This is a genomic window from Sphingomonas sp. F9_3S_D5_B_2 (assembly GCF_054263715.1).
Genome location: NZ_JBSZFB010000004.1, coordinates 87,765 through 107,080 on the forward strand (window position 1 = coordinate 87,765; position 19,316 = coordinate 107,080).

Sequence of the window (19,316 nt, forward strand, 5' to 3'; positions counted from 1 at the left end):
CGGCCAAAAGCTCCTGCCGCGCCTTTAGGCGAGGCGCTGTCGCATGGCCAGCATAGCCGACGTTCGTCGCGCCTCAGAGTCGCTTCACCGCACCCGTGACGCAGCGGCGTTGAGGCGATTGGCGCCAGCGTTCAGAGCGAGCCTGGGGTCGGGGAGAAGAATTTTTGCGCTTATCAACGAAGATCGGTTTCGGCGCGCTTGCGCTGGTCGGCGGCGGTGCCCTTCTAGCGACCCGGCCGCAAAGCAATCCTACTCCATCGGCCCAGTCGCCGCAGATCACCCAGGCGCACCTTCGGCTGGCCGCGCTTTCGACCGAGTCCCGGCGCAATGTCGATTACGGGCTCCTCGACCAGCGGCTGCAGCGGCTGATGACCAAGCCCGCGATGGTCGGGCTCGCGGTCGGGGTCGTCGAGAACGGCCGCATCACCTTCCTCAAGGGATATGGCGAGACCCTCAAGGGCTCCGGCGATCCCGTCACCCCCGACACGGTGTTCCGCTGGGCATCGGTCTCGAAGGGTGTTGCCGCGACGATGGTCGCGAAGCTTGCCGAACAGGGCAAGATCGACCTCCAGGCACCCGTCGCCAATTACGCGCCTGATCTGAAGCTTCCGGGCGGCAACGAATATCGCGCCAACGTCATCGACCTGCTGTCGCACCGCCTGGGCATCTACCGAGACGCTTATGCGAACAAGCTCGAGGAAGGCGAGGATCCGAGCGTGCTTCGAAGGAGTCTCGGCCAGCTCGACGCGGTGTGCGCCCCCGGCACCTGCTGGGCGTATCAGAACGTCGCCTATGACGCATCGAGCGAGATGGTCTCGAGGATCACGGGGCTGCCATACGAGCAGGCGGTCAAGCGCTACCTGTTCAATCCGATCGGAATGACCAGCGGCAGTGTCTCGATGGTCGGCCTTGAATCGAACCGCAGCTGGGCTCGGCCGCACAGCTCCGGCCGCCGTCCGTGGCCAATGGTCGACACTTATTACAAGGTCCCCGCCGCCGCCGGAATCAACAGCAACATCAAGGACATGTCGCTGTGGATGGAAGCCCAGATGGGCGAAATGCCCGACGTGCTCGACGCCAAGCTGCTGGACACGGTGCACGGTCAGTACGTCGTCACGCCCGGTGAGCGCGGCCGCCTTCGCAAGTTCCTCGAACGGGTCGGCACCGCCTGGTACGGGCTCGGCTGGCGCAGCTACGATTATGCCGGCCACCACATTATCGGACACCGCGGGGGCATCCGCGGCTATCGCTCCTTCATCCTGTTCGACCCGCAGACCAAGAGCGGCGTCGTCGCGCTTTGGAACAGCGACACCTGGCAGCCCGGCGGGCTCGAGTTCGAAGTGATGGACCAGCTCTATCACCTGCCCTTCCGCGACTGGCTGGGCGTCGACAGCAGTTCGCAGCCGGGCACCGCGCCGCAGCCGGAAGGCGAGGAAGAAGCACCGAACGTCGCCGCGGCCGGTCCGATCCGCGGAGCCGCGGCCCGAGGCTGAGCCGCTGGGCGTTGAAAAGCGCCCCTGCACCCCCGATTTGCACGCGATGATACCGTTATCCGTGCTCGACCTGTCGCCGATCATTCAGGGCGGCGACGCGGGTCAGTCGCTGCGTGCCAGCGCCGAGCTTGCCCAGGCTGCCGAGCGCCTCGGCTACAACCGCTTCTGGATGGCGGAGCACCACTCGATGCCGGGCATCGCCAGCGCGGCGACGGCTGTCGCGCTTGCCTACGTCGGCTCGCAGACCAGCCGCATCCGCATCGGCGCAGGCGGCATCATGCTTCCCAACCACGCGCCGCTGACGATTGCCGAGCAGTTCGGAACGCTTGAGTCGCTCTATCCCGGGCGCATCGACCTCGGCCTCGGGCGCGCACCGGGCACGGACCAGGCCGCGGCCTACGCACTGCGGCGCAGTCTCAATTCGGACGCCGACCAGTTTCCGAACGACGTGGTCGAGCTGACCAAATATTTCCAAGGCGAAAACAGCCGCGTCCGCGCCATACCGGGCGAAGGGCTGAACATCCCGATCTGGATCCTCGGCTCGAGCCTGTTCGGAGCGCAGCTCGCCGCCATGCTCGGCTTGCCGTACGCGTTCGCCTCGCACTTCGCGCCGCAGATGATGATGGAGGCGATCCACGTCTACCGCGAGCGCTTCGAACCGTCCGCGCAGCTCGACAAGCCGTACGTGATGCTCGGCTTCAACGTCTTCGCGGCCGACACGGACGAGGAAGCGCAGTTGCTCGCGACCTCGGTCCAGCAAGCGTTTGTCGCGCTGCGGACCGGCCACCCCACGCAGCTGCCCCCGCCGCAGCCCGGCTATCGGGAAGCGCTGCCGATGCAGGCGCGAGCAATACTCGAAAGCGTGCTCTCCAGTTCGGCGATCGGCAGCCCGGCCACCGTCGCCCGTGAGATCGAAGCCTTCGTCAAACGGACCGGCGCCGACGAATTGATGATCACGTCGCAGATCTTCGACGCGGGGGCCCGGGTCCGATCCTACGAGCTCCTGATGGACGCCGTACGCCAAACCGAACGTCTTCCCGCCTGATAAGGAACCCCATGTCCGCTCTGTTCAGCCCGCTCGACGTTGGCGGCCTTCGCTTGACCAATCGCATCGTCATCGCGCCGATGTGCCAATATTCGGCCGAAGACGGATGCATGACCGATTGGCACACGATCCACCTTGGCCATCTCGCCCTTTCCGGCGCGGCTTTGCTGACAATCGAGGCGACGTCGGTGACACCGGAAGGCCGCATCAGCTGGGGCGATACTGGCCTGTGGTCGGACGAGAACGAGGCCGCGATGGCGCGCGTCTTGAAAAGCGTCCGCCGCTGGTCCGACATGCCGATCGGCATCCAGCTCGGCCATGCCGGGCGCAAGGCATCGACCGACAAGCCGTGGTTCGGCGGCAAGCAGATCGCGCCCGGCGAAGAGAACGGCTGGCAGACGGTTGCTCCCTCACCTGTTCCGTTCCTCGAAGACGAGAACCCGCCGCTGGAGCTGGACGCCGCCGGGCTGACGCGCCTTCGCGATTCTTTCGCCGACGCCGCGCGCCGCGCTGCACGCCTCGACCTCGCCTTCGTCCAGCTTCACGGCGCGCATGGCTATTTGCTGGACCAGTTTCTGTCGCCGCTCTCGAATCGGCGAACTGACGAATATGGCGGCAGCCTCGAAAACCGGATGCGTTTCCCGCTCGAAGTGTTCGACGCCGTCCGCGCCGCATTCCCGAGCGATCGTCCGGTCACGATGCGCGTCTCGGCCACGGACTGGGTCGAGGGCGGTTTTGACGTCGAGCAGACGATTGCCTTTGCTCAGGCGCTCGAAGCCCGCGGCTGCGCTGCGATCCACGTGTCCAGCGGCGGCGTCGATGCGCGCCAGAAGATCCCGGTCGGCCCAAGCTACCAGGTGCCGCTCGCCCGCGCGGTCAAGCAGGCGGTTGGCATCCCGGTCGTTGCGGTCGGCCTCATCACGGACTTCGAGCAGGCGGAAGCGATCGTCGGCACCGGCGACGCGGACATGATCGCACTTGCTCGGGGCGTCCTATATGACCCGCGCTGGCCGTGGCATGCCGCTGCCCACCTGGGAGCGAGCGTGAAGGCACCGCCGCAGTATCTGCGCTCGCAGCCGCGGCAATATCGCGCGCTGTTCGACTTGGCCGAATGATCGCCTAAAGGCGGCGCAATGGGCCCCGCCACAATCCCCCTGCTGCTTGCTTTCATCGCCGGCAGCCTGATGGCCGTGCAGGCGCCGACCAACGCCATCCTCGGAAAAGCGTCGGGGTCCGCGATCGTCGCCGCGTTCATTTCATTTCTGGTTGGCTCCGTCGCGCTCGGCGCGGCCGTCGCCGGGACCTCCGGGCGCCTGTTCGCTCCGGGGCTTCGCCACGTTCCCTGGTATGCGTGGGCGGGCGGGCTCTACGGCGCCTTCTTCGTCGGCGTGGCTGCTTTCGCTGCGCCGCGGCTCGGCGTCGGAGTCCTGCTCACGGCCGCCGTTGCCGGGCAGCTCGCGGGCGCCATCGTCCTCGACCACTACGGCCTGCTCGGAATGGCACGGCACCCGGTGACACTTACGCGCGTTGGGGGTGTCGTGCTGGTCTTCCTCGGCGCCTGGCTGGTGCGAAGAGGCTGAATCGTCCCTCAAGCGTTGTGGACGGCAATGGTGTTTGGATTAGCCGACGGCGTGAAGTGGACTGCGGTTGCTTCGGCAGCCCTCCTCCTGTGCGCGCCGGCGCCAGCCAGTGCCCAGCCGCCGCTGACCGAACCCGGCTTCCTCACCATCGGGCTCACCTGCCGGTGGGACTCGCAGTGCATTCACGTGCAGCGGAAGGCCATGAAGAAGGCGCTTGGCTTCGTGCGCAAGGAGCACCCGCCGGCGTGGAAGGTCCAGCTGTGCAACCGCAACGCCGGCCGCGGTTATCAGCGAGTCGACTGGCTCGGCTTCGACCACTGCATCCGCAACGCTTCTCTGGCTGCGCCCCCGCCGGTCCGCGTCCGGCAGATGCAACACCGGCAGGCGCGCCGGTAGAGACCAACGCTGTGGCATGCTGTGTTGACACTCTAATACACTAGGCATATCCTGTCGCAACAGGAGGAGCCAATATGTACTCTCAGCAAGAGCTCGACGACGCCGTCGCGGCCGGTGCGATCACCGGGGATGCCGCCGCCGCGTTGCGCGCGCACGTCGAAAGCCGGCGGTCTGCCATACCGGACGAGGAGCAGTTCCGTCTGCTCACCGGGTTCAACGATATCTTCGTGTCCATCGCCGCGACGATCCTGCTGTTCGCCGTCGGCTGGATCGGACAATCGATCGGTCAGGCGACCGGGCTGATCGTCAGCGATAACGGCGACACCGGGCCCAGCTTCCTCATGCCGTTGTTCGTCGCAGCGACTGCCTGGGGGCTGGCCCTGTTCTTCACTGCGCGCCGACGGATGGCCCTGCCCTCGATCCTGCTTCTGCTCGCGTTCGTGGGCGGTGTGCTGGCGACGACCGGCTTCCTGCTTGTGCAACTGATCGGTCCAGCGCCGTTCGAGGATAATGCGCAGGCACTCGCATCCACCGTCGTCGCGGCCAGTACGGCCGTCGCCGCCGGAGCCGCATGGCTGCACTGGCGCCGTTTCCACGTGCCGATCACCGTTGCCGCAGGCGCGGCGACCGTCGCCGGGCTGTTCGTTGCGGTGGTCCTTGGCTTCGTCAACGTCGAAGGCGAAGCGATGAAGAACTTCATCCTCGGCCTCGTCCTCGTGCTCGGCGTCGGCATGTTCCTGTTCGCCATGTGGTGGGACAGTTCCGACCGCGGCCGCCTGACGCGCCGGTCGGACGTCGCCTTCTGGCTTCACCTGCTGGCGGCGCCGATGATCGTGCATCCGGTCTTCACCCTCCTCGGGCTCAACGACGGCAATGCAACGCTCGGCGAAGGCGTGATCGTCGTCCTGCTGTATGTCGTGCTGGGCGTCACTGCGCTTGCGATCGACCGCCGGGCCCTGCTCGTCTCGGCCCTGGCCTACGTGCTCTACGCGCTCAGCGAGTTGTTCCGGCAGTTCGGTGCGGTGCAGCTCAACATTGCACTGACCGCTTTGGTCATCGGCTCCGCGCTGCTCCTGCTATCGGCCTTCTGGCACCAGGCCCGGGCGATGATCGTACGTCCGCTTCCGTCGGGGCTGCAGAACTATCTGCCGATCCTCGACCGGCCGGCGATGAGCGTCAGTCAACCAGCCGCATGAGACGCCGCTCAAGCGGGGCAAGCACGCCGGCAAGGTCGTGGCCCCGCTTGAGCAGCTGACCCTGCTCACCGATCAAAGAGAACGCCCCCTGCTTCAACCGAAGCGCGGGGCGTTTTTCTATGCGCACTTCGGGCCGCTCGGTGTGGCGGCGGTAGGCGGCGAAGATTGCGACCTCAGGATCGATGCGCAGCGCGTAGTCGCGCCAGTGGCCGGCAGTCACCATGCGTCCGTACAGGTCCATGATCCGCATCAGCTCCTTGCGGTCGAAGCTGGCAATCGGACGGCGGTTCGCGGGCGACGGGAACGGAGCGACGATGCTCAAGCGCTCTTCGCCTTCGGACGCGGCTGACAGGACGTCCTCAGCGTCGCCATTTCCTTGCGGAGTTCTTTGAGCTCCAGTTCAAGCTCCGCGATGCGTGCGCGCACCGGATCGACGTCCTCGCCGAACGGCGTTCCATAGGGAATGAAGCCGGGGCTGTAATGAATGGCGTCGAGCGGCACGGCCCGTGCGGGAATGCCGACCACCGTCACCGCCGGCGGCACGTCCTTGGTGACCACAGAATTGGCGCCGATCTTGGCGCCTTCGCCGACTTCGATCGGGCCGAGGACCTGCGCTCCCGATCCGATCACGACCCCGTTCCGGATGGTCGGGTGGCGCTTGCCGCCGACACCGGTCGTCGGGTTGGTGCCGCCGAGAGTCACATGCTGGTAGATGGTGACGTCGTCGCCGATCGTCGCGCTTTCACCGATGACGCTGAAGCCGTGGTCCAGGAAGAACCGCTTGCCGATCGTCGCGCCGGGGTGGATGTCGATCGCCGTCAGGAAGCGCGCGAAATGGTTCACCAGCCGCGCGAGGAAGAATAGCCGCCCTTCCCACAGCCAATGGGCGAGCCGATGCAGCCCAAGCGCCCACACGCCCGGATAGAACAGCACGTCCCAACGGGAGCGTGCCGCCGGATCGCGGGATTTGACGGAGTCGAGGTAGGCGAAGAGCCCGGACTGCAAACGGAGCACCTCTTGTGGTTGCCGCCCCAATCTAAGTGCGGCCCAGCGCAAATACCAGCGGGGGGCAAATCGACAATTGCCACGCAACTTGCTCTGCCGACGCCCGTTCGGCACATCCGGAGCGTGCGAGGGTTGAAGCGTTCCATTCTTCAGCATCCGCTGATCGCGTAACAAGGGGGACGGCAATCCTTTCGGCCTACAATCCGCTCTACTCGCTCGCCGGTTTCTTCGTGGGGATGCTGGTCGGGATGACCGGCGTCGGCGGCGGCTCGCTGATGACCCCGATCCTCGTGTTGCTGTTCAACTTCCACCCGGCGACCGCGGTCGGCACCGACCTGCTCTACGCGTCAGTGACCAAATCGGTCGGCACCGCGGTCCACGGATCCCGAAAGAGCGTCGACTGGCGGATCGTCGCCGCGCTTGCAAGCGGCAGCGTGCCGACGGCGATTGCGACCATATTCGTGATGAGCCGGGTGGGCACCCTGGCCGAACATGCGGCCGGAGTCCTCGACCTGATGCTCGGCACGGTCCTGGTCCTGACCAGCATTTCGATCTACTTCCGGCCGGTGTTCCTGCGCTGGGCGGGTCCACGCGTCGACCATGCCGGAACGCGCAGGATCTCCGGCTGGACGGTCGTACTCGGCGCCGTGCTCGGCATCCTCGTCTCGGTCACGTCGGTCGGCGCCGGCGCGCTCGGCACCACTGCCCTGCTGATGCTCTATCCGCGCCTGCCGGTCGCGCGCATCGCTGGCAGTGACATCGCCCACGCCGTGCCGCTGACGCTGATCGCCGGCATCGGCCATTGGCTGATCGGATCGGTCGACCTGACGCTGATGATGGCGCTTCTAATCGGATCGATCCCCGGCATCATCGTCGGCAGCATGTTTGCCCACAAGGTGTCCGACAATGCGCTTCGCCTGGTGCTCGCGACGACCCTGCTGATCGTTGCTATCCGGCTGCTGTGGAGCTGACCTAGAGCGTTGCGTGGACCGTCGCCGCCGCCTTCATGACGGCGGCAATGCGAACCGCGGCCTGGATGGTGTCCGGCTTGACGCCATGCTCCAGCAGGATGCGCTCGTGGCTGTCGATGCACATGCCGCAGCCGTTCATGGCCGAGACTGCCAGGCTGAACAGCTCGAAGTCATCCTTCGAGATCCCGTGCTGGCCAATGAAGTTCATCCGCAGCCGCGCCGGCTTGGTACCGTACTCCGGGTTCGAGACCAGGTGGACGAAGCGATAATAGACGTTGTTCATCCCCATCACTGCGGCGGCACCGCGTGCAGCGTTCGCGACCTCGTCCGACAACTTGCCCTCGATCTCGGCTTCGGCCGCGGCGACCAGCGGCCGATAGCCGGAGCCATGGGCGCAAGCGAGCAGCAGCCCTAGCTTGCGCTCGGCGCCCATGATTTGGTCGCTGAGGATCGAGCCCAGGTTGAGCCGGATGTCCTTGGCATATTCCGGAAGCGTGTCGGCGAACTGCTTGAGAGACATCTTCTTCTCCGAAATTCTCAAATGAAAAAGGGGGCGGACCTGGGGAAGCCCGCCCCCTGACGCCAGCCGGTTCCAGGGGGAGAAACCGGCGGCTGGCCCTCGCGCTCTGGCGAGGAACTGGTTAGGCGGCCTGCGGCTTCAGGACTTCCTCGCCGGGCGTCCAGTTGCACGGGCAAAGCTCGTCCGTCTGCAGCGCGTCGAGCACGCGCAGCGTCTCCGCCGGGTTGCGGCCGACGTTGAGGCCGTTGACCGTGACGTGCTGGATCACGTTGTCCGGATCGATGATGAAGGTCGCACGAAAGGCGACGCCCTCTTCGCGATCGAGGATGCCGAGCGACTCCGCGAGTTCCTTCTTGTTATCGGCGATCCACGGGAAGTCCGCACCGGCGAGCTCCTCGTCCGAGCGGCGCCACGCGAAGTGAACGTGGGCGGTATCGGTCGACGCGCCGATCAGCTCGGCATCGCGATCCTCGAAATCATTCTTGAGCTCGCCATAGCCGACGATCTCGGTCGGGCAGACGAAGGTGAAGTCTTTCGGCCAGTAGAACAGAACCTTCCACTTGCCGCCGGTCTCGCCGAGATCGATCGTCTCGCCGGCCGGCAGCGCGGACGTGCCCTGCTGAACCGGAAGCTTGAGCGCCGGAATCTTGTCACCAACGGTAAGCATGTAGTCGAATCCTCCTGGGTTTGCTGCAGTGCAGCGTAACTGACGAGGGCCATCTAGGTATCTGGTTTCCATCGTTCAAGTTCATTATACGGCTACCAGTGATTGGAATTATCGATCAATGATGGTCCACCTTCCGACCGTTAAGCAGCTGCAATATCTCGTCGCGCTGCGGCGTTTCGAGCACTTCGGAAAGGCCGCCGACGCGTGCTTCGTCACCCAGTCGACCCTGTCGGCGGGGCTCCGTGAGCTCGAGACCCTACTCGGCCTGACGCTGGTGGAACGGACCCGCCGCGTTGTCCGCTTCACGCCGCTTGGCGAGAAGATCGCCGGCAAGGCCGTCGCCGTTCTCCGCGAGACCGAAGAGCTTGCCGAAATGGCACGCGCGCAGGGCCGCCCGCTCCACGGCGAGCTGCGCATGGGGGTCATCCCGACCATCGCGCCGTTCCTGCTACCAACGATGCTGCCACGCCTTCGCGAGCAATGGCCGGAGCTCAAGCTCTACCTCCGCGAGGAAACCAGCACGGCGGCCTGCGAGGCGCTGAGCCGCGGCCAGCTCGACTGCGTGCTCCTGGCGCTGCCGTTCAGTTGCGGTGAGGTCGACAGCGCGCCGCTGTTCGACGATCCGCTCTACGTCGCCTACCCGCGCGGGGAGGCGCCGAAGGGGGCGTCGGTTGCCGCCGCCGATATCGACGAGAACCGGCTCCTGCTGCTTGAGGACGGCCACTGCCTCAAGGACCATGCGCTGTCCGCCTGTAACCGGCCGGAGCTTCGCGCCCATGCGGAAATGATGGGCACTTCGCTCCACACGCTGGTGCAGATGGTCGACAATGGCCTGGGCGTCACCTTCGTCCCCGGCATGGCGATCGAGGCCGGCATCCTTGCGAACACCGGCGTCGATGCCTTGCCGCTAAGCTCGGATCATTCGTACCGCAGCATCGCCCTGATCTGGCGCCGATCGAGCGCGCGCGAGAACGAGTTCCGTCTGCTCGCGACCGCATTGCAGCGGATCATGACCCAGCTTCGGCCAGCCTCGAAGGCGGTCGCCTAGGCCGGCTCGGCGATCCCGACCGGCTCCTTGAGGTCGGATGTCTGCGGCACGTCGAAGCGGTCGGCGTTCATCACCTTGGTCCACGCCTTGACGAAGTCGCGCACGAACTTCTCTTCGTTGCCCTTCTCCGCATAGACCTCAGCCGTCGCGCGAAGCTGACTGTTCGACCCGAAGATGAGGTCCGTTCGCGTCGCCCGCCATTTCTCCTGCTGGCCGCCGCGATCGTAGCCGATGAACTCCTCGTCCGCGCTCTCGTCGACAACCTTCCAGAAGGTGTCATTGTCGAGCAAGTTGACGAAGAAGTCGTTGGTCAGCTGGCCCTTGCGCTTCGTGAACACCCCTTCGGCCGCGTCCTTGTGGTTGGCGCCCAGCACGCGCAGCCCGCCGAGAAGGACAGTCATCTCCGGCGCGGACAGCCCGAGCAGCGAGGCACGGTCCAGGAGCAGCTCCTCGGTCCGAACTGAATGCTTGGTCTTCAGGTAGTTGCGGAAGCCGTCAGCCGCGGGGTCCATGACCTCGAAGCTCTCGGCGTCGGTCCATTCCTGCGTCGCGTCGCCGCGGCCGCCGGTGAACGGGACGTCGACCGCGAAGCCCGCATCGCGGGCGCCCTTCTCCACCGCTGCCGTGCCGGCGAGGACGATTGCATCGGCCATCGACAATGGTCCGCGAAGCTCGTCGATCATGGCGAGCACGCGGCCGAGCTCTTCAGGCTCGTTAACGGCCCAATCCTTCTGCGGCGCAAGCCGGATGCGCGCGCCGTTGGCGCCGCCGCGATGGTCGGAACGCCGGTAGGTCGACGCCGAAGCCCAGGCGGTCTTCACCAGCTGCCCAATGGTGAGCCCTGCCTCCAGGACCTTGTTCTTGAACGCGGCGATGTCGCCGTCCGAAGGCATGCGGCCGGCGGGAACCGGATCCTGCCAGATCAGGTCCTCGGCCGGGACTTCCGGACCGAGGTAGCGGACCTTCGGTCCCATGTCGCGGTGCGTGAGCTTGAACCAGGCGCGCGCCCACGCATCCTTGAACGCCTCATGATCGTGCCGGAATTTCTCCGATATCGCCCGCAGCTCCGGATCCATCTTCAGGGCCATGTCGGCAGTCGTCATCATCGTTGGCACCCGCTTCGACGGGTCGTGCGCCGCCGGGGCCATGTCTTCGGGCTTCTGGTTGATTGGCTGCCACTGCTTGGCGCCCGCCGGGCTCCGCACCAGCTCATATTCGTAGTCGAGCAGCAGCCGAAAGTAATTCTCCGACCATTGCGTCGGCGTGTTCACCCACGATCCTTCGATGCCGCTGGTGATCGTGTGCTCGCCGAAGCCGCTCTCGTGCGCGCTTGCCCACCCAAGCCCCTGCAGAGCGATGTCGGCGCCCTCCGGCGCGGCATCGACGAGGCTCGGGTCGCCGGCGCCGTGGGCCTTGCCGAAGGTGTGGCCGCCGGCGGTCAACGCGACCGTTTCCTCGTGGCTCATCGCCATGCGCTCGAACGTGACCTTGATGTCGCGTGCGGACTGCAGCGGATCGGGGTTGCCGCCCGGTCCTTCCGGATTGACGTAGATGAGGCCCATCTGGATTGCCGCAAGCGGATGCTCCAGCTCCATCTCCCGCTCGGGCTGAATGCGAGTTTCCTCGGCCTCGACCCACTTCTCCTCGGCGCCCCAGTAGATGTCCCGTTCCGGTTCGAACACGTCGGGGCGTCCGCCGCCGAAGCCGAACACCGGGCCGCCCATGCTTGCGATTGCGACGTTGCCGGCCAGGATAAACAGGTCGGCCCAGCTGATGTTCTTCCCGTATTTGCGCTTGATCGGCCAAAGCAGCCGGCGCGCCTTGTCGAGGTTGCCGTTGTCCGGCCAGCTGTTGAGCGGGGCAAAGCGCTGCTGCCCGCTGTTCGCGCCGCCGCGGCCGTCCGCCGTGCGGTAGGTGCCCGCCGCGTGCCAGGCCATGCGGATGAAGAACGGCCCGTAATGTCCGTAGTCGGCCGGCCACCAGGGCTGGCTGTCGGTCATCAGCGCAGTGAGATCGGCCTTGAGTGCGTTATAATCCAGCGCGTTGAACGCCTCGGCGTAATCGAAGTCCTCGCCCATCGGGTCGGGAGAGACGCCGCCCTGATGCAGGATGTCGATCGGCAGCGCTTCCGGCCACCAGTCGCGGTTCTGCCGGCCCAGCAGTGAGCGCACTGTGGTTGGCCGGTCTACCGGACAGCCCATCGATTCGCCGGTCTTTGCGTCCATTGTCAGCTCTCTCCCTTTTTACAGCCTGACGCCTAGGCGCTGGCTCATCCGTCAGGGAAACGACAAATCTCGGTCAGCCCGGGTGGCAAAATCGATTAGTCGAACCCGCCTCAGTCCATGTGCTTGAGGCCAATCCTCAGATAATCATAGCCCGTCACCAAGGTCAGCGCCGCCGCAGCCCACAGGCTTGCGATGCCCACCTGGTGGACCCACTCCTGATTGGGGATGGCGCTGCCGAGGATGAGCGCCCCGAGTGCGACCAGTTGCAGCGTCGTCTTCCACTTGGCGAGACGGCTCACGGGCACTGAGACGTTCAGCGGACCAAGGAACTCGCGAAGGCCGGACACGATGATCTCGCGCAGCAGGATGATCAGCGCCGGGATGACGCTCCAGTCCTGGATGATGGGCGGGTGACCGTCCGCCTTGCGGCTCGCCATCAGCATCACGAGGACCGCGGCGACCATGATCTTGTCGGCGATCGGGTCGAGGAACTGCCCCAGCCGCGACGTCAAACCCTGCGCCCGCGCCAGGTAGCCGTCGAGGTAATCCGTGATGCCGACGATGCAGTAGAGGACGAAGGTGACGGCATAGTCCCACTGCGCGGGCTTCCACAGCAGGAACACGAGGATCGGCACCGCGAAGATCCGCGAAAGCGTCAGCAGGTTGGGTAAGGACAGCATCTTGCGTTCGCCCAGTTATAGCGTTTGGCGGCGTGCGCAAAGCTGGCTATGCCCTGCGCCCAAGCCCATGGCCGCCACTGCTCGTCCCCGTTGATCCAGAATATCAGTCACCTGCTGCGCTCGCGGCGGTTCGTGCCATTGTTCGCGACCCAGTTCCTCGGCGCGTTCAACGACAGCCTGTTCAAGCAGGCCGTCGTCCTGTTCGTCACCTACCAGCTCTATTCCAACCCGGCCAAGGAGTTCCAGTTCAGCGCTGTCGCGCAAGGGCTGTTCATCCTGCCGTTCTTCCTCTTCTCAGCATTGTCGGGACAGCTCGCGGATGACCACGACAAGGCACGGCTGATCCGCATCATCAAGCTGGCCGAGATCGCCATCATGGCGCTTGGCGGTGCCGGCATCGTCTTCGCAAGCATACCGTTGATGCTCGCCGCGGTCTTCGCGATGGGCATTCACTCGACGTTCTTCGGGCCGATCAAATACGCAATCCTGCCGCAGCACCTCAGCCGCGACGAGGTGCTCGGCGGCACGGGGCTGGTCGAAGCCGGGACTTATATCGCGATCCTCGGCGGCACGATCCTTGCGGGCGTGCTTGCGGCGACACCGCAGATCGCCGCCGCCGCGACGCTCGGCATTGCAGTGTTGGGGCTACTCGTCGGCCGGCAGGTGCCCCCCGCCCCGCCGAGTGCCGAACGCATCCCGTTCGACCGCAACATCTTCCGCGCCTCGGTGAACCTGGTGAACGGGACGATGCACATCCCGCGCCTCTTCCTGGCCATCTGCTCGATCAGCTTCTTCTGGGCGATCGGCTCGGTCCTGATCGCGATCTTCCCGCCCCTGGTGAAGAACTACCTTGGCGCCGACGAGCAGGTCGTCAGCATGTTCACGGCCATCTTCTCGATCGGCATCGCCATCGGGTCCGTCGCCATCAACCGGCTGCTCAAGAGCGAGGTTTCCGCGCGCTACGCACCCGCGTCGGTCATCGCGATGGGGTTGTTCGTGCTGCTCTTCTACTTCGTCGCGCTGGCCTGGAGCCGGCACGGCCCGGAGATCACCACCCTTGGCAACTTCGTCTTCCACCCGAGCGCGGGACTGATGATCCTGGCACTGATCGGCGTCTCGATCAGCGGCGGCATGTTCGTGGTTCCGCTCTACGCCTTCCTGACGACGACCGTCCCGAAATCCGAGACTGCCCGGACGGTCGGCGCGAACAACATCGTCAACAGCGGCGCGATGGTCATCGGCCTGCTCGTTTCACTGGGTCTCGGGATGGTCGGCGTCGATCCGGCGCACCAGCTGCTCCTGGTCGCGGCGATGTGCCTGGTGTCCGCCTGGCTCGGCTACAAGCTGCACCTCGCCTGCGACTGATCGCCTCAGGCGAGCAGGATCGAAACGAAGAGGAACCCCGCGAGAAACGTCATCGCGAACAGCTTCAGGTCGGAGCCGAAGCTGGATGCCGGCGCTTGCGGCAGCGGCGCGGCAGGTGCGTCGCCCGGCGGACTGAGGAAGTAGCGGGTTTCCACGCGCCAGGTCCGCTCGTTCATGAACGGCGTCCGGCGGCGACGGGTCACAGTCCCGGATGCAAGTCCTGATCGAGCGAGCTGCATACGCAATCCTTAACGCGGCTTTCACCACGTCCACAACTACGCACTTCGCACAGCGCTCCCACCGTCTCGAAACGAGACGCGAGCGCTTCGGCAGTCTTGAGAAACGCCTAGATGCTGGCAGTTTTCAGCGGTTGATCCTGCGCCTGGCGACTGCGCGAGGACAGGAGCTCGGTCGCGTCCTCCGCGGGCATCGCCTTGCCGAAATACCAACCTTGCCCGATCTCACAGCCAAGGCCCATCACTGTCTGGAAGGCAGCCTCCGCCTCAATGCCTTCGACGCAAACCGGCACTGACAAGGCGTTGGCGAGCGTCGTTACGGCGCGGATGATCGCGACGCTCTCGCGATTGTTCTCGACGTCGGTCAGGAAGCTGCGGTCGATCTTGATGACGTCGAACGGCAGCGAGCGCAGGTGCGCGAGAGACGAGAAGCCCGTGCCGAAGTCGTCGAGCGCCAGCCGCACGCCCTGGTTCTTCAGGCTCGTGACGATGCTTCGCGCCAGGTCCATGTCGGCAAACAGCGAGCTTTCAGTCACTTCGACGACGAGCCGTTCGGCCGGAAAACCGGTTTCCGTCAGCAGGCGGACGATGCGTTGCGCAAGCCAGCCGTCGGCAAATTGCGACGGCGAGATGTTGACCGAGATTGTGATCTTGGGATCCCACGCCACCGCTTCGCGGAGCGCGGCGCCGATCACCTGTTCGGAGAGCCTGCCGATGACGCCGATCTCTTCGGCGACGGGGATGAAGATGTCGGGGCCAACGGAGCTCGACAGCGGGTGGTTCCAGCGGGCAAGCACCTCGAACCCGATGATCTCGCCGGTGGACAGGTCCACTTGCGGCTCGAAGAACGGAATGAACTGGCCGTGCTCGAGGCCAAAGCGAACGCCCTGTTCGATCTCGCCCTGGGCAAGCAGCGCCCGCTCCATGCCATCGTCGAACCAGACCGGGCGGCCGATCCGGCCGCTCTTGGCGCGGTCCATTGCAATATCGGCGCGCCGCAGAAGGTCGGGGATACGCGTCTGCGCGGCCGGAGCAGCGGCGATGCCGGCGAATGCACCAAGCTGGATGACCCGATGATCGACGGCGAATGGCCGGCTGGCGGACAGGAGCGCCGTTTCGGCGAGCGCCTCCGCTTCGGTGGTATCGCCGTCGGCGATGATGAGCGCGATCGCGAATTCGTCCGCGGCGAGACGGCCGATGACCGCCGCCTCGCCGAGGCTCTCGGTCATGCTGGACGCAAGCATCTTGAGGACGCGGTCGCCCGTCTCGTGCCCGTGCTGGTCGTTGACCGACTTGAAGCGATGGATCTGGACGGAGACGATGACGAGCTGGGCGGCAGTTGCGAGCGGGCCGGCGCATAGCCCGGCCGCGCGATCGGCGAAGCCTTTGCGGTTCAGCAATCCCGTCGTCGGATCGGTCGTTGCGAGTAGTGCGGCGCGTCGTTCACCGTCTGCCCGCCGCTCGGCTTCATGCTGCAAGTCGACATAGCGGCGCCAGCCGAACAGGATCAGCGCAACGTTGAGGGTCAGCGCCGTGCTGGCAAGGCGGAGCTGGTGATCGAGCTGCGGACCGGCGATGCGCAGGCCGTAGAAGAACGTGCCGCCGTTCCAGATCAGCATCATCACGGCAGCGATCAGGATCGTGAGAACGAGCGCGTCGCGCTTGGCGTTGACCAGCCGCGAAGGGCTCGGGCCTGCCGCAGTCTTTTCGAACGCCTTGGACACCAATGTGGATTAACCGCTGAAGGCTTAACAAATCGTCCATCCGAATCGGACGTGTAGGGCCTCTCCGCAGGCCAGGGCGACGATGGTGCGGACGGTGGGATTCGAACCCACACTCCCTATCGGGAAGAGGATTTTAAGTCCCCAGCGTCTACCGTTCCGCCACGTCCGCTACGCTCGCGCTGGCGACGGTAGGAGCCAGCCGGGCTATTCCGAAGTGACTTCCTGTAAGTTCAGGCGATCGCGCATCTCCTTGCCCGGCTTGAAATAGGGCACGCGCTTCGCGTCGACCTCGACCGACTGGCCGGTGCGCGGATTGCGGCCGACGCGCGCGTCGCGCTTGCGGGTCGAGAATGCGCCGAAGCCGCGAAGCTCGACGCGGCCGCCCTGCGAGAGCTGGTCCGTGATGGAATCGAAGATGGCTGCAACGACGCCCTCGACCTCACGCTGGGTGAGGTCCGGAAAGTCGCCGCAGAGCTTCTGCACCAGTTCGGATCGAATCATCGGTGAATTATCCCGCTCGAATTGGACCGGCCGCGCTCCCCTAGGCACAAGCGGACGGGTTTTTGAGGCTGTCAGGAAACCGCGCCAGGCGCAAGCAGATTTGGACGGCCCTCGGCAGGAGAGCCGTCCCATATCTGGCTTACTTCTTCTTGTTCTGGGCTTCCTTGAGTGCCTGGCCGAGGATGTCGCCGAGCGACGCGCCGGAATCCGACGAGCCGTACTGCGCAACCGCTTCCTTCTCGTCGGCGATCTGGCGCGCCTTGACGGAGAAGTTCGGCTTCTTCGAACGGTCGAAGCCGATGACCATCGCGTCCAGCTTCTGGCCGACCTGGAAGCGCTCCGGACGCTGCTCGTCGCGATCGCGGCCGAGATCGGTGCGCTTGAGGAAGCCGGTGGCTCCATCGTCGCCGACCTGAACATCGAGGCCCGAGTCCTGCACGGCGCGGACGGTGACCGTGACGGTGTCGCCCTTCTTGACGCCCCCGGCGCTTGCTCCGGCGCTGCTGCCGCCGGTCGCGGCACCGGCGCCGCTGCCGCCGCCTTCGAGCTGCTTCATGCCGAGGCTGATGCGCTCCTTCTCGACGTCGACATCGAGAACCTGCGCCTTGACGGTCTCACCCTTGCGGTGAAGCTGCAGCGCTTCCTCGCCCGACACGCCCCAGGCGATGTCCGACATGTGGACCATGCCATCGACGTCCCCCTCGAGGCCGACGAACAGGCCGAACTCGGTGGCGTTCTTGACTTCGCCCTCGACCACCGAACCGACCGGGTGCGCTTCGGCGAAGGCTTCCCACGGGTTCGACTGCGCCTGCTTCAGGCCGAGCGAAATCCGGCGCTTCTCCTCGTCGACCTCGAGCACCTTGACGTCAACTTCCTGCGAAGTGCTGACGATCTTGCCCGGGTGGACGTTCTTCTTGGTCCAGCTCATCTCCGAGACGTGGACGAGGCCTTCGATGCCCGGCTCCAGCTCGACGAACGCGCCGTACTCGGTGATGTTGGTGACGCGGCCGCGGAACACGCCTTCGAGCGGATACTTGGCCGACGCGCCTTCCCACGGATCGCTCTCGAGCTGCTTCATGCCGAGGCTGATGCGCTGCGTCTCGCGATTGATGCGGATGATCTGCACCTTCACCGTGTCGCCGATGTTGAGAACCTCGGACGGATGATTGACGCGCTTGTAGCTGATGTCGGTCACGTGCAGCAGGCCATCGATACCGCCGAGGTCGACGAACGCGCCGTAGTCGGTGATGTTCTTGACCACGCCCTCGATGACCTGGCCTTCCGCGAGGCTCTGGATGAGGCCGCTGCGCTGTTCCGCGCGGGTCTCTTCGAGGATGGCGCGCCGTGACACGACGATGTTGCCGCGACGGCGATCCATCTTCAGCACCTGGAACGGCTGCGGCAGGTCCATCAGCGGGCCGACGTCGCGAACCGGCCGGATATCGACCTGGCTGCCCGGCAGGAACGCCACGGCGCCGCCGAGGTCGACAGTGAACCCGCCCTTCACGCGGCCGAAGATCACGCCTTCGACGCGGTTGCCGGCTTCGAACTCCTTTTCGAGCTTATCCCAGGCGGCTTCGCGGCGCGCGCGATCGCGGGACAGCATTGCTTCGCCGGCGCTGTTCTCGACGCGGTCGACATAGACCTCGACTTCGTCGCCGATCGCCAGCTCGGCCTTCTGGCCCGGCGCTGCGAATTCGCGAAGCGGGACGCGGCCCTCGCTCTTCAGTCCAACATCGATGACGGCCAGGTCATTCTCGATGCCCGTGACGATGCCCTTCACCACCTTGCCCTCGAAGGTTTCGTTCTCGCCGCCGAGGCTCTTGTTCAGGAGATCCGCAAAGTCGTCGCGGGTCGGGAATGTCGTGGTCGCCATAAATTTCGTGTTTCTCTCGTCTTCAATCGGCCTGCCGCGTGCCTGCCACCATGGCTGGGCTTCACATGCGGACCTGGTTGCATGCACTGCCGCCGGAGCCTCGTGCTCCGAAGGCGTCCGCCGGATGCCGATCGCATGAAGCGCCGCAAGCAAATGGGCGCGTCGAGTGCCGGTCAGTGGGCCGGAACTCCACGCGCTCGCGCAAATGCGGGCTTCCGCGAGCACCTTAGCGCCCGCCGGACGGTCGTCCCTCTACCCTAGCGGGCACTCCACCGCAAGCAGCCGCCGCTCGCAAACGGCCGTCGCTAACCTGGGTTGAACGCCGGTTCGTTAACCACTCGCCGAAAGTCGCGCTTAACGCCAGGACGGTTACTCATTGGCGGCGTGGGGGGCTTGTAGGAGCCCGAGTAATGAGTGACTTTGGAAAATGCAGAGGCGGCGGCCGCCGCCGCGCCAGGCGTGAACCGGCACCGGCGCTCGCCGTGTTTACGACCGTGACCAGGTCCTTCAGCGCCGTTGTCGTCGACCTGTCCTGCACCGGAGTGCGGCTGCGGTCCCCCGACCTGCCGGAGATGGGCGAAGAACTGATCGTCACCGTCGAGAATGCGCGGGCTTTCGGCAGCGTCGCCTGGATCCTTGGCGACGAGTTCGGAGTGGCGTTCGACGACCCGATCAGCCTCGGCGAGGTGCAGATGGTCAAGCACCGGCTGAAGAAGTCCGCCGGACTGGCGCCGGAACTCTCCGCTGCGCTGGAGGACTGGACGACCGGAATGGCCCGCTAGGACCAG

At 65.5% G+C, this 19,316-nt stretch carries 20 protein-coding genes and 1 tRNA gene; 10 read left to right on the forward strand and 11 right to left on the reverse strand.

All coding sequences use genetic code 11. The features are described from left to right. Positions 1-164: 164 nt before the first annotated feature. From ACUXST_RS11620 to ACUXST_RS11645, 6 genes are all read left to right on the forward strand, one after another. On the forward strand, positions 165-1,493 hold the full coding sequence (locus ACUXST_RS11620) for a serine hydrolase domain-containing protein (protein ID WP_458390151.1): 1,329 nt from the start codon (positions 165-167) through the stop codon (positions 1,491-1,493). A 46-nt stretch (positions 1,494-1,539) separates the two neighbouring features. Next, positions 1,540-2,538, forward strand: a complete 999-nt coding sequence (locus ACUXST_RS11625) for an LLM class flavin-dependent oxidoreductase (protein ID WP_458390152.1) — start codon at positions 1,540-1,542, stop codon at positions 2,536-2,538. An 11-nt stretch (positions 2,539-2,549) separates the two neighbouring features. Next, positions 2,550-3,653 carry an NADH:flavin oxidoreductase/NADH oxidase gene (locus tag ACUXST_RS11630; protein WP_458390153.1) on the forward strand — a complete coding sequence of 368 codons (1,104 nt, stop codon included), beginning with the start codon at positions 2,550-2,552 and terminating at the stop codon, positions 3,651-3,653. Between the two features lie 18 nt (positions 3,654-3,671). Next, positions 3,672-4,118 (forward strand): DMT family transporter, encoded by a 447-nt coding sequence (locus tag ACUXST_RS11635; RefSeq protein ID WP_458390154.1) that lies wholly within the window; start codon positions 3,672-3,674, stop codon positions 4,116-4,118. Between the two features lie 27 nt (positions 4,119-4,145). Then, positions 4,146-4,514: a hypothetical protein gene (locus ACUXST_RS11640; RefSeq protein ID WP_458390155.1), complete on the forward strand. Its 369-nt coding sequence runs from the start codon at positions 4,146-4,148 to the stop codon at positions 4,512-4,514. A 74-nt stretch (positions 4,515-4,588) separates the two neighbouring features. After that, positions 4,589-5,710, forward strand: coding sequence for a hypothetical protein (locus ACUXST_RS11645; RefSeq protein ID WP_458390156.1), 1,122 nt, complete (start codon positions 4,589-4,591; stop codon positions 5,708-5,710). Here ACUXST_RS11645 and ACUXST_RS11650 read toward each other — a convergent pair. Next, positions 5,691-6,032, reverse strand: a complete 342-nt coding sequence (locus tag ACUXST_RS11650; RefSeq protein ID WP_458390157.1) for a DUF2794 domain-containing protein — start codon at positions 6,030-6,032, stop codon at positions 5,691-5,693. The genes ACUXST_RS11645 and ACUXST_RS11650 overlap by 20 nt on opposite strands. Then, positions 6,029-6,715 (reverse strand): serine O-acetyltransferase, encoded by a 687-nt coding sequence (gene cysE / locus ACUXST_RS11655; RefSeq protein WP_458390158.1) that lies wholly within the window; start codon positions 6,713-6,715, stop codon positions 6,029-6,031. Before cysE ends, ACUXST_RS11650 begins: the two co-directional genes overlap by 4 nt. A 236-nt stretch (positions 6,716-6,951) precedes the next feature. Between cysE and ACUXST_RS11660 the strand changes: the two genes are divergently transcribed. Further along, on the forward strand, positions 6,952-7,686 hold the full coding sequence (locus ACUXST_RS11660) for a sulfite exporter TauE/SafE family protein (RefSeq protein WP_458390333.1): 735 nt from the start codon (positions 6,952-6,954) through the stop codon (positions 7,684-7,686). Between the two features lies 1 nt (position 7,687). Here the strand turns inward: ACUXST_RS11660 and ACUXST_RS11665 are convergent, their stop codons facing one another. Further along, complete coding sequence (locus ACUXST_RS11665; protein ID WP_458390159.1) at positions 7,688-8,206, reverse strand: carboxymuconolactone decarboxylase family protein; 519 nt, start codon at positions 8,204-8,206, stop codon at positions 7,688-7,690. Between the two features lie 121 nt (positions 8,207-8,327). Further along, a complete protein-coding gene (locus ACUXST_RS11670) occupies positions 8,328-8,873 on the reverse strand; it encodes a peroxiredoxin (RefSeq protein WP_458390160.1) in 546 nt (181 codons plus the stop codon). 118 nt (positions 8,874-8,991) lie between these two features. Between ACUXST_RS11670 and ACUXST_RS11675 the strand changes: the two genes are divergently transcribed. Continuing rightward, on the forward strand, positions 8,992-9,921 hold the full coding sequence (locus ACUXST_RS11675; protein WP_458390161.1) for a hydrogen peroxide-inducible genes activator: 930 nt from the start codon (positions 8,992-8,994) through the stop codon (positions 9,919-9,921). On the opposite strand, the gene katG is transcribed toward ACUXST_RS11675, so the two are convergent. Continuing rightward, positions 9,918-12,146 (reverse strand): catalase/peroxidase HPI, encoded by a 2,229-nt coding sequence (katG, locus tag ACUXST_RS11680; protein ID WP_458390162.1) that lies wholly within the window; start codon positions 12,144-12,146, stop codon positions 9,918-9,920. The two genes, ACUXST_RS11675 and katG, sit on opposite strands and share 4 nt — an antisense overlap. 110 nt (positions 12,147-12,256) lie before the next feature. Further along, complete coding sequence (gene pgsA, locus ACUXST_RS11685) at positions 12,257-12,826, reverse strand: CDP-diacylglycerol--glycerol-3-phosphate 3-phosphatidyltransferase (RefSeq protein ID WP_458390163.1); 570 nt, start codon at positions 12,824-12,826, stop codon at positions 12,257-12,259. Between the two features lie 93 nt (positions 12,827-12,919). Here pgsA and ACUXST_RS11690 point away from each other — a divergent pair, with 93 nt between their 5' ends. Further along, on the forward strand, positions 12,920-14,191 hold the full coding sequence (locus tag ACUXST_RS11690) for an MFS transporter (protein WP_458390334.1): 1,272 nt from the start codon (positions 12,920-12,922) through the stop codon (positions 14,189-14,191). A 5-nt stretch (positions 14,192-14,196) separates the two neighbouring features. On the opposite strand, the gene ACUXST_RS11695 is transcribed toward ACUXST_RS11690, so the two are convergent. The 5 genes from ACUXST_RS11695 to rpsA form a co-directional block, all read right to left on the reverse strand. Beyond that, positions 14,197-14,394 (reverse strand): hypothetical protein, encoded by a 198-nt coding sequence (locus ACUXST_RS11695; protein WP_458390164.1) that lies wholly within the window; start codon positions 14,392-14,394, stop codon positions 14,197-14,199. Between the two features lie 143 nt (positions 14,395-14,537). Then, positions 14,538-16,151, reverse strand: a complete 1,614-nt coding sequence (locus ACUXST_RS11700) for a putative bifunctional diguanylate cyclase/phosphodiesterase (protein WP_458390165.1) — start codon at positions 16,149-16,151, stop codon at positions 14,538-14,540. Between the two features lie 83 nt (positions 16,152-16,234). Next, positions 16,235-16,320 (reverse strand) — tRNA-Leu (locus tag ACUXST_RS11705). A gap of 35 nt (positions 16,321-16,355) precedes the next feature. After that, on the reverse strand, positions 16,356-16,652 hold the full coding sequence (locus ACUXST_RS11710; protein ID WP_458390166.1) for an integration host factor subunit beta: 297 nt from the start codon (positions 16,650-16,652) through the stop codon (positions 16,356-16,358). 139 nt (positions 16,653-16,791) lie between these two features. After that, a complete protein-coding gene (gene rpsA / locus ACUXST_RS11715; RefSeq protein WP_458390167.1) occupies positions 16,792-18,528 on the reverse strand; it encodes a 30S ribosomal protein S1 in 1,737 nt (578 codons plus the stop codon). Between the two features lie 410 nt (positions 18,529-18,938). Here rpsA and ACUXST_RS11720 point away from each other — a divergent pair, with 410 nt between their 5' ends. Beyond that, the gene (locus ACUXST_RS11720) at positions 18,939-19,310 is read left to right on the forward strand and encodes a PilZ domain-containing protein (protein WP_458390168.1); all 372 of its coding nucleotides are present in this window, start codon (positions 18,939-18,941) and stop codon (positions 19,308-19,310) included. Positions 19,311-19,316: the final 6 nt, after the last annotated feature.